Genomic DNA, 10428 nt, shown 5'->3' on the forward strand with positions numbered 1-10428 from the left:
TGATGCCCGCCAACCCCGTCACTGACCCCAGCTGGCGAACACGTCCTTGAACACGCGGTCGCCGTCGGATCCCTTCTCGATCGACAGCAGCGCCCGGTTGCCGCCCTCGTAGACGATCGGAATGTCGAACCACTGCTTGCCCTTGAGAAGCATCAGGTTGCGCTTGGTATCGACCTCGTTGGCCGACAGCGCGACCATGAAGTATTTCGGTGTCACCCGGGCGGTCTGGGTCACCAGCGCCGTCCCGCGCTCGGCCTCCTCGCCCTTCAGGCCGATGCCCCTCAGGCTGGTCAGGCCGCTGACCGACTGATCCGGCCAGTCGAACTTGAGCTCCATGATGTGACTCGCCGGCATCTCCATGTCGGCGTTCCGCCGCAGCGAGATCGTGGCCTTGGTGCCGTTCTCGATCTCGATCTCACCCTTGATCGCCGGCGCCGTATCGAGTCGCGGCCCCTTGGTCTGCTCGATCGACCAGGTGACCTTGCCAGGATAACGCTTGCCCTTCGGATCCTGCGGATCCTCATGATAGAGGAACGCCTGCGCCGGCGTGCTGACCGGCACGCTCATGCCGACCGTGGCATGCTCCTCTGCCGCGGCGACAACCACCGGCTTGGCCTCCGGCATGATCCGCTCCGCATTGACCTTATGGGCGCCCGGTTCGCTCGGCAGAGCCGACGCTGCCGTCGCACCGCTCAGGGACAGCTGGACCCATTCCGACGCGCGCTCCCAGGACACCGCCGCACCGACGACTGCCAGCAGTCCGGCCGCGGCAAATGCCATCACCCGCCGGCTCGGCAGACGGCGGCGTGGTGCCGCGGCGTTCTCCGTCGACTTGAACGCCATCTCGACGAGGGAGGGATGAATCTTGATCTCTGTCGCCGGCGCTGCAGAAGTCGCAGCAGCGGCTGGAGCCGCAGCAGCGGCGGCGGGCTCAGTGGTGGCAGAAGCCGCTGCCGCAGCGGGTGTCGCAACGACGCCAGGCTTCACGGGCTCTGCCGGCGCGGCGCTCGTGGACTCCGCCTCGATCTCCGCCGTGACCACCATCTTTTCGGCAGGGCGCTGCGGCACCGCAAACCGATCGGCGACGATGACCGGCGCTTCAGTGACGGCGGCGGCGCTCGGCTGGGTCGGCTCGACCGTGGCCGGCTGCGCGACGGTCGGCAGCTCAGGCGGAGCCGCAGTCACAACCGGCGCCACGATGTCCGCGGCCGGCTGGCGCGGCGGACGCCGGCGCAGCACGCGAATCTCCGGCGCGGGCTTGGGCGCAGCCACGCGGCTCTCGGCACGCTGCGCTATAGCGGGCGCGCCCGGCTTGCCGGCGGCAGCCGTGACGATGTCCGTCCCCGAGCGGCGAGCCATCGAGAGATATTTCGCGACGGTGGCGATCTCCTCTTCGAGCGAGTGCGTCGTGAAGACCTGCCGTGGCTGCGGCCGCTGCTTCGGCGCGGGCGCTGCCGCGCGGGCCGGCCGCGGCAGCTCGGCGGCTGGTGCATCGGCTGGTCTGGACGTATCGGCGGGCAGCAGCGCAGCTGTGACCGAGGCTGTCTCGACGCCGGCAGGGCGCGCGCGCAGCTCGATCATGCGATCGGGAAACAGGATCGCGGCGAGATCGCGCAGCGAGGCACCCGGCATCAGCAGCCGCCGCAGCGCTGGTGGAACGCGGCGCAGCGTGTTCGTCTCGGTGCGTTTGACAACAGGATCGTTGCGGCCGGCTCCGACCAAGGCTCCGTCGTCGTGACGCTCGTCGCTGATCAGAACCTTGCGGGCCCGCAGCATCGCCGTCAGTTCGCGCAGATCGGAGCGGGAGGCGTGGTCGACGACCAGAAGATCGAAGGTGCCGATCCGGGCCGGCAGCAACTCGGCGACACGCCAGGCCGGCATCACGTGACAGGGAATCTCCTCGAGCCAGCCGTCGAGAGACCTGCGCGCAGCAAGCCGAAGTCGGCGTGCGGTCGGACCGGAGCAGGCCGACGCCATCTTCTGCATCGAGTCCCTGAACCGCTTTACCGCTTGCCTGACGGCGACGCCCGCATTCTGCGCGATGCCCAGCGACATGCGGGCGCCGATCACCGCTTCGAACAAGGCCAGCGACCGCGTCTCCAGCCGCGCGCGCTGAGCCGCGAGGTCATGCAGCAGCTGCCGCTCCTCCGGACTTTCGATCCGCATCAGCACGGCCCAATTCCAGGCCGCCACCCATTCCGCGAGCGTCGCCGCATCCTTCGCCTCGCCCGCGCCCGGCGCGGACCGCAGCCGCTGCGCCAGACTCGGCGCGCCCGCTGCAGTCACCATCCGGCAGGCGGTCCTGACGAGTTCGTAGTCCGGGCTGGCCTCGCGGATCTTCTCCATGGTCGCGAGAATGCCTGTCCACCGCGTTTCGAGCTCCTGCGGCTCCGTCTCGGCGTCACCGACCCGCGACAGCACGTCATCCTGAACGGAGACGGCGAGTTCTCCCGCCCGGGCGAACAATTCGCCGAGGCGAGCGAGTTCGATCAGCGGTCCCGATACGCGCGTCATGACGGTCCGAATCGCCGCGCCGAACGCGGCCAGCCGCTGTGCATCGGCCAGCATCGCCCTGACGTCACCGTCCGGCATGGACAGCTTGGAGCAGGCATCGGCCACGTTGCGGACGGCGAGCGCGGCCGTCACGATGGCGGCCTCGACGCTCTTGACGATGTGCTCGAGGTCATCGAACGCCCGCGCCGATTCCAATGGAAGCGCGGGTGCATCGATCTGCGTTGCGATCGACGTCCAGCGCGCGCGCAATGCATGCAGGTCGTGACGCCACAGCAGGAAGCGCCCGACATATTGCCAATCCGCCGGCTTCGACGGCTCGGCCCCCTCCACCGTGATGGCCTCGACGGCGGCCTTCAGCGCGCGGCGCGAAGGCGAGAACCGCGCGAACGGCTTCTCGCCGGCCGCAAGCCGCTCGACCACGCGGATCGCGTCCCTCCTGGTGAACGCCTCGGCCGGCGCCTGCACCTGGCGCCTCGTGAATTCGGCGCTTCGGGACAGCTGGAACGACGCATCACGCGCCCACCCCACGACCTTGTCGAGACCCGCGGGAGCGTCGGCCTTGGCGGTGCCGAGCGGCGACAGCCGTGCAAGCCAGGTCTCCTCGGCGATGGCGCGATGGCCAGCCACCAGCGCATCGAGATCGGCCGCCAGACGGTTGGTTGCGTCGAGCCCGAAGGTCGCGATGGCGTCGAGCGCGAGATCCTCGTCGCGGCCAGCGTCCGACGTCAGCCCTGCCTGGTGCTGCAGCTCCGCGTGCAGACGCAGGATAGCGGCGGTGTCGGGAAGCGCCGCGAGCTCCGGCAACTCGACATCGATGTGCTTGAGATCAGCGGCAAGCCGCAGCCGCGCCTCGCGTGCCTTGTCGATCGCCGTCACGAGCGAGTCGGTGGCCGCGAGCAGGTGCTTCGGCCGGTCGGTGAACCAGGCATGCGCGTCCTGCTCGCCGATCAGCGCCTTGAACAGATCGAACGGCAGCTCCGGCAAGCCGCCGGCGAGCCGCAGATTGCGCCGGACGATCTCGGCGATCTCGTCGTCGAGCGATGCGATCTGCGTGCGCTTCGAGATGATGTCGCGTTCGAGCCGGCCGATCTGACCGACCTGATCGCGCAGATTTGGCGTATCCAGGATCGATTGCAGCCGGCCCGCCAGGGCTTCGGCCTTCCTGAGCACGTCCTTGTCGGAGCCGGTCGAGCTGACGGTCAGCTCGCGAATGGCCGGCGGCAGCTTCTGATGCAGCAGCGAAAGTGCAGCCTCGTCCCTGGACACGACGAGGACGCGCGAGCCGAGCGCGAGGTGATGGCAGACGACGTTGACGAGCGCCGTAATCCGATCGTCGCGTTCGACAGACTGGACCATCAGGCCATCCGACCGCGACAGTTCGCGTACGACCTCGACATCCTCCGCGACAGCGGGCAGCGGGAAGAACAGATCGCCCTGCTCGACCGCAGCAGGCTTGGGCGCAGGCGCAAGGTCGATCGGGCCGCCGACGATGCCGGACAGGTGCCGGCGCGCATTGGCGTGGCCACGTCCATCCGGCTGCGAGAGCAGCGCGCTCACGGCTCCCGACAGGCAGCACTCACTCTGCGGCGCATGCTCGATCGCGTTCTTGAGACGGTCGATGTCGCGCAGGGCGAGGCTCTCCGGCCGCCGCCGCGCGGATATGACCCAGCGTCCCGACGTGAGCGCGGCCTCCGAGGCCTCCATGGCCGGCGCATCGTCCGAAGACGCGAATTTGCGCGACGTCTTGTAACCGGATTGCGCGCCTGCGGCGCTCAGGATCTGATCGAGGCCGATCGGCGTGAACGGCGACAGCTCTGCGCGCTGCTCGAGCGCCTCGACCAGGCGATCCGGCTTGTCGCGCACAGCAAGCGCCACGTCCGGCGCCACGGCATCGAGCGCCCTCAAATTGACGGTTGCGCCGACGAAGCGCGGCCGGACCCTGACCTCGGCATCCGGACGCGCAATGATCTCGATCTCGACCGCGCGCTCGAACAGCGGCAACTCGAATTCGCGCCCGCCCTGCCGCCACGATGACAGCGCGATGCCCCACATGACCTCGATCGCCTGATCGTCGCGGGCCGTGGCCGCCATGTCGCGCAGCCGCTGATGGATCGCCATGGTCCGGCGGCGCATGCGCTCGGTGTCGGCCCAGGCGGTCCATGGCCCGCTGATATAGCGCTCGATCCGCTGCACGAGGTCAGGACGCTGCTCCAGACGCAGCCGTCCGGTCCAGGCGCCCAGCGCCGGGGCGGGCGAAAAATCCTCGGGCCGTGCGTGGCGGGCGAAGGTGAGGCGGTTCTTCTCGATCTCATCGACCGTGACGACGATGCTCTCGTGCGGCGATGGACGACGGTCGGGCTCGGACGACGGCTCGACCCAGATCTTGAGATCGTAGTCGATGGCGGGAGGCTGCGTCGCAGCAAGCGCCTCGACGGCGAGCCACACCGGGCCGTCAACATCGAAGGTATTGAGCACCACGCCCGGCAGACCCGCCAGCTCCTCCTGGTCGAGCGCGAAGCCATGATCGTCGGCGAATGGATGATCCGGCTGCCGCTCCGCCGGGGAGCCCTCGGCACGAATGATCTCGGTCAGACTGCCGAGCACGTCCTGCAACGGCTCGACGACCGATCCCGTGCCGAGCGCTTCGCTCGTCGAGAACGCCCAGGCGTCGGTCGGCGACTGCGACTCCAGGGCCGCCGCACCGATAGCACCAAGCAGCCGCATGCCGTGATCGGCTGCACTGCTCTGCGCCTTGCGATCGCCCGCGCCGGCCTCGTTGGGCCGCACATTCACCAGCTGGCTCATCGCACAGATCCTTCTCTGAAGTCGGCCGCGACGTCGGCGGGAGCTCGGCGAGAGGCTGACCGACAAGGATGGCCCTGCGCGTGATCGCGGTGCGCCGGGCGATCGAAGGGTGGGTTCAGAGTGGACAAGCTTGCCTCGCTGCAACGTCGACGGAACTCCCGACTCGTTGCGGAGGGGTATGGCGAAGTGAGGTCACATCAATGACCCGACAGGTAGATGAATGTGACGATTCTCGCCCCTGTCGGGGAATCGGGAAAAAATCCCGGGTCATTCGATGAGGAAAATCGTGCCTAACAAGTTTGTTAGTCTGGGCTTTTTGTGTAGCGCGGCGCGCGTGGCCGGCAACAAGCTTGGGTTGCGGACGAATACGCTGGAATGTGTCTAAGAATACTTCTAACACTCAAGAAGAAATATCCCGACGCATGCCGAACGCCCGATCTCCACGCCGCAGCGCGGCTGCGGTCCATGTTCGGCCACGAACCCGCCGCGGATGCGGCTCGCTTGCAAGGCAGGCGCCACAAGCATTGGCGCCTGCGTGCATCGCGCTGCGCGCTCCCCTCCGCAAGTACCGGGATCGCATCCGACGGAAGCCGCGTGGGCAGGACGTCCGCGATGGCCCCGCAGCCGGTGCTGCTTGAAACACCCTCGAAGCTGAAGTAGCTGTTGTTGTAGAGACATCAACGTCATCCAGACGTTTCCCCGATCGATGGGGCCGGGACTGCATGGTGAGGCAACGGACGAGAGCTGCGGCCGCATGCGGTGCCGTGCTGTTCACGGTGGTTTCCCTGTCGTCGCGCGCGCAGGCGCAGTCTGACGGCGCGGCAGGCCGGGAGCCGGCGACGGTCAAGCTTTCCGCAACGCAACAGAAGCAGATCGGACTCCAGACCGCCGTCCTGGCGGCGGAATCCCATCCCGAGCAGTTTCGCGCCTACGGCACGGTGCTGGACGTCGCCAGGCTGACCGACCTGACCAACAACTATGCCAATGCCCAGGCGCAGCTGCAGACGGCACAAGCGAAACTCGACGTCGCAAGACTCGCATTCGAGCGCGCCCGCGACCTCGTGCAGTCGGCGGCGATGCCGCGGAAGGATGCGGAGGCGGCGGAGGGCACGTTCCGGACCGATCAAGCCAGCCTGGCTGCCGCCGAATCGCAAGTGAAGACCCTGATGGCGACGGCGCGGCAGGAATGGGGCGCCGTCATCGGCAAGGGCATCATCGAGCGCTCGCCGCAGGTCGTGCAACTGATCGAACGCGAGCAGCTGCTGGTGCAGGTCACGCTGCCGCCCGGCGTGACTCTGGCCGGGCCGCCGCGCGGCGCGCTGGCGCAGGCGCCCACCCGCAGCGCCAACATCGATCTGCGCTATCTGTCGGCTGCGCCGCGAACCGATCCGCGCATCCAGGGAGTGAGCTATTACTTCGTCGCCGCCGGCGACAGCGGGCTGCTGCCGGGGATGAACACCACCGCCTACGTGCCCTCGGGCAAGTCGTTCGACGGCGTCTTCATCGAGGACACCGCGATCGTGCAATGGCAGGGCCGCTCGTGGGTCTATTTGCGCGCCGGTCCCGAGATCTTCAAGCGCCACCCGATCCGCACCGACCAGCCAGTGTCCGACGACGACTATGTCGTGCAGGACATTCCGTCGGGCTCCGAGATCGTCCTGCGCGGCGCGCAGGTGCTGTTGTCGGAGGAGGCCAAGAGCGAGCTGCGCGGCGGCGGCGACGATGATTGACGGCGTTCGCGGCGCCGCGACCGGCCCCCAGGCGGCGCTGATCTCGTTTGCCATCCGCTTCCGCGGCATCGTGCTGGGGGTGGCCTGCACCATTCTCGGCTACGGCATCTTCTCGCTAGGCAGCGCCAATTACGCGGTGTTTCCCGAATTCGCGCCGCCGCAGGTCTCGATCCAGACCGAGGCCCCCGGGCTCAGTCCGGAACAGGTCGAGGTGCTGGTCACGCAGCCGATCGAAATCGCGATCAACGGTCTCGCCGGCGTCGAGAGCATGAGGTCGTCGTCGATCCAGGGCCTGTCCGTCATTTCGGTTATCTTCCAGCCCGGCACCGAGGTGTTCCGGGCGCGGCAATTGGTGACCGAGCGACTCGCGGTCGTCGCCGGCAGCCTGCCACAGGGCGTGCGGGCGCCATCGATGACGCCACTGGTGCCGGCGGCCGGCACCGTGCTGGCGATCGGGCTGACCTCCGAGCAGCGCTCGCTGATGGATCTGCGCACGATCGCCGATTGGACCGTGAGCCGGCGGCTGCTGGCCGTCGCGGGCGTGGCGCAGGTCACGACCTATGGCCGGGACATCCGGTCGCTGCAGGTGCAGGTGAGATCCGACGACCTTGTCCGCTTCGGCGTCGGCATGAACGACGTCGTCGCCGCCGCGCGCAAGGCCACCGGCGTGCGCGGCGCCGGCTTCGTCGACACCGCCAATCAACGGGTCATCCTGCAGACGCAGGGCCAGTCGCTCACACCCGAGCAGCTGGCGCGCACCGTCCTGCTGCACCAGGGCGGCGCCAGCGTGGTGCTCGGCGACGTCGCGACGGTCGTGAACGCGCCGGAGCCGCCGATCGGCGGCGCGCTGATCAACGGCCGGCCCGGCATCATGATGATGATCAGCCAGCAATTCGGCGCCAACACGCGCACCGTCGCGGCGCGCGTCGAGGCCGCGCTGCGGGAGCTGCGCCCGGCGCTCGACAGCGAGAAGGTCAGGCTGCACGCTGATCTGTTCCGTCCGGCGACCTTCATCGATGCGGCAACGGAGAACGTGCTGTTCGCCCTGCTGATCGGCGGCGCCCTGGTCATCATCGTGCTGTTGCTGTTCCTCTACGACTGGCGCACCTCCGTCATCAGTTGCACCGCGATCCCGCTGTCGCTGTTGTCGGCCGTGCTGGCCCTGCAGTGGATGGGACAGAGCCTGGACACGATGACCCTTGGCGGCCTCGCCATCGCGATCGGCGAGGTCGTCGACGATGCCGTCATCGGCGTCGAGAACGTGGTGCGCCGGCTGCGCGAGAACCGCGGCCTGCCGTCGCCGCGCAGCGAAGCGCGCGTGGTCTACGATGCCATGCTCGAGGTGCGCAGCGCGGTCGCCTATGCGACTTTCGCCGTGCTCCTGGTGTTCGTGCCGATACTTGCGCTGCCGGGCCTCGCCGGCCGGCTGTTCGGACCGCTCGGCATCGCCTACATCCTCGCCGTGGTGGCCTCGCTGATCGTCGCGCTGACGGTCACACCGGCGCTGTCGATGCTGCTGCTGGCCGGCCGGAAGCCGCGCGAGGAACGCGAGCCGCCGCTGGTGCGCTGGTCGCGCGGCTCCTACGAGATGCTGTTGCGGCGGCTCGGCCGCTTTCCCAAATCCGTCATGTTGACGGCCGTGCTGGTGACCGCCGGCGGCGCAAGCCTGGTTCCGTTCTTCGGCGGCACCTTCCTGCCCGACCTGAAGGAAGGTCACCTGATCCTCCACGTCTCGACGCTGCCGGGCACCTCGCTCGACGAATCGCTGCGGCTGGGCACACTGATCGCCGGAGCCCTGCAGGGCGTGCCGGAGGTCCGCAGCGTGGCGCAGCATGCCGGCCGCGCCGAAGCCGGCGTCGATACCGCGGGCACGCATTCGAGCGAGATCGAGGTCGACCTGAAGCCGGGCCTGTCCGGCGAACAGCAGGAGCTGGCGCAACAGCGCATCCGCGCCGCGCTCGCCAACTTCGCCGGCATCAACCTGTCGATCAAGACCTACCTGACCGAGCGCATCGAGGAGACGCTGTCCGGCTTCAACGCCGCCGTGGTCATCAACGTGTTCGGCCCCGATCTCGACGATCTCGAGCGTGCGGCGCGCGACATCGCGCGCGAGCTCGGCGAGGTCTGGGGCGCGATCGACATCCAGCAGCAGTCGCCGCCGGGCATGCCGCAGGTCAACGTGACCCTGCGCCCGACCGATCTGCAATCCTGGGGCCTGGACGCGGTCGAGGTGCTGGAATTGATCCGCACCGCCTATCAGGGCGACGTGGTCGGCCAGGCCTATGAAGGCAACGTGGTCTTCAACGTCATCGTCAAGCTCGACCCCGATGCGAGCGCCCGCCCGACCGAGATCGGCAACATGCCGATCCGGACGCCGAGCGGCGCCTACATTCTCCTGAAGCAGGTCGCGGACGTGTACGGCACCGCGGGGCGCTACGTCGTGCTTCATCGCAATGGGCAGCGCGTCCAGACCGTCACCGCCAATGTCGCCGAGCGCGATCTCGAATCCTTCGTGGCCGCGGCCAAACGGAAGATCGCCAAGGAGGTCAAGCTGCCGCCGGGCGCGCATATCGAGTTCACCGGCGCGGCCGAGGCGCAGGCCAAGTCGCGGCGCGACCTGCTGGTGAATTCGCTGCTGGCGACGATCGGCATCGTGCTGCTGCTGTCCTTCGTCACCGGGCACTGGCGCAACCTGGTGCTGGTGCTGATCAACCTGCCGTTCGCCTTCGTCGGCGGCGTCATCGCCGTCGCATTGACCGGCGGCGTGCTGTCGCTGGGCTCGATGGTGGGCTTCGTGACGCTGTTCGGGATCGCGCTGCGCAACTCGATCCTGATGATCTCGCATTATGAGCATCTGGTCGTCGCCGAAGGCCGCGCCTGGAATCTGGAGACCGCGATCGCCGGAGCCGCCGACCGCCTGGTGCCGATCCTGATGACCTCGCTGGTGACCGGCCTCGGCCTGCTGCCGCTCGCGCTTGGCGCCGGCGAGCCGGGCCGCGAGATCGAGGGACCGATGGCCGTGGTCATCCTCGGCGGACTCCTGACCTCGATGGCGCTCAACCTGCTGGTGCTGCCGACGCTGGCGCTGCGCTTCGGCCGGTTCGCGCGCGGCGTGCACGCCCGCGGAGATGTCGCGGCGAGCTGATCTTGGGCGTTAGACGTCCGCGACGTTCGCCGCACGTGGCTGCTCGGCGCTTCACCGTGCGGACCGGATGAAGGGGATTAAATTCCGACCCGTGTTGACGAGCTTGCCACTGGTCAACTGCAGACCTTCGCGACCGAGTTACAGGCGTCCGCATTCAGCCGATTTCGTTGAAAAAGTCAGCAGTTGCGACGCAGAGATATCGGTGATTCAGTCTGTCTAGTGGGCAGGACTGAA

General features: G+C 68.2%; 3 protein-coding genes. 2 read left to right on the forward strand and 1 reads right to left on the reverse strand.

The window, feature by feature from the left end; genetic code table 11:
* Nucleotides 1–18: 18 nt before the first annotated feature.
* Entirely contained in the window at nucleotides 19–5319 is a 5301-nt protein-coding gene (locus tag QX073_RS31800; protein WP_316226936.1) for an AAA family ATPase, read from the reverse strand.
* A 722-nt stretch (nucleotides 5320–6041) separates the two neighbouring features.
* Between QX073_RS31800 and QX073_RS31805 the strand changes: the two genes are divergently transcribed.
* Nucleotides 6042–7049 carry an efflux RND transporter periplasmic adaptor subunit gene (locus QX073_RS31805; RefSeq protein WP_315828447.1) on the forward strand — a complete coding sequence of 336 codons (1008 nt, stop codon included), beginning with the start codon at nucleotides 6042–6044 and terminating at the stop codon, nucleotides 7047–7049.
* Entirely contained in the window at nucleotides 7042–10194 is a 3153-nt protein-coding gene (locus QX073_RS31810; RefSeq protein WP_316226937.1) for an efflux RND transporter permease subunit, read from the forward strand. The genes QX073_RS31805 and QX073_RS31810 overlap by 8 nt, the downstream gene beginning before the upstream one ends.
* Nucleotides 10195–10428 lie beyond the last annotated feature (234 nt).

It is taken from the genome of Bradyrhizobium sp. SZCCHNS3052 (genome assembly GCF_032484495.1).
GTDB lineage: Bacteria > Pseudomonadota > Alphaproteobacteria > Rhizobiales > Xanthobacteraceae > Bradyrhizobium.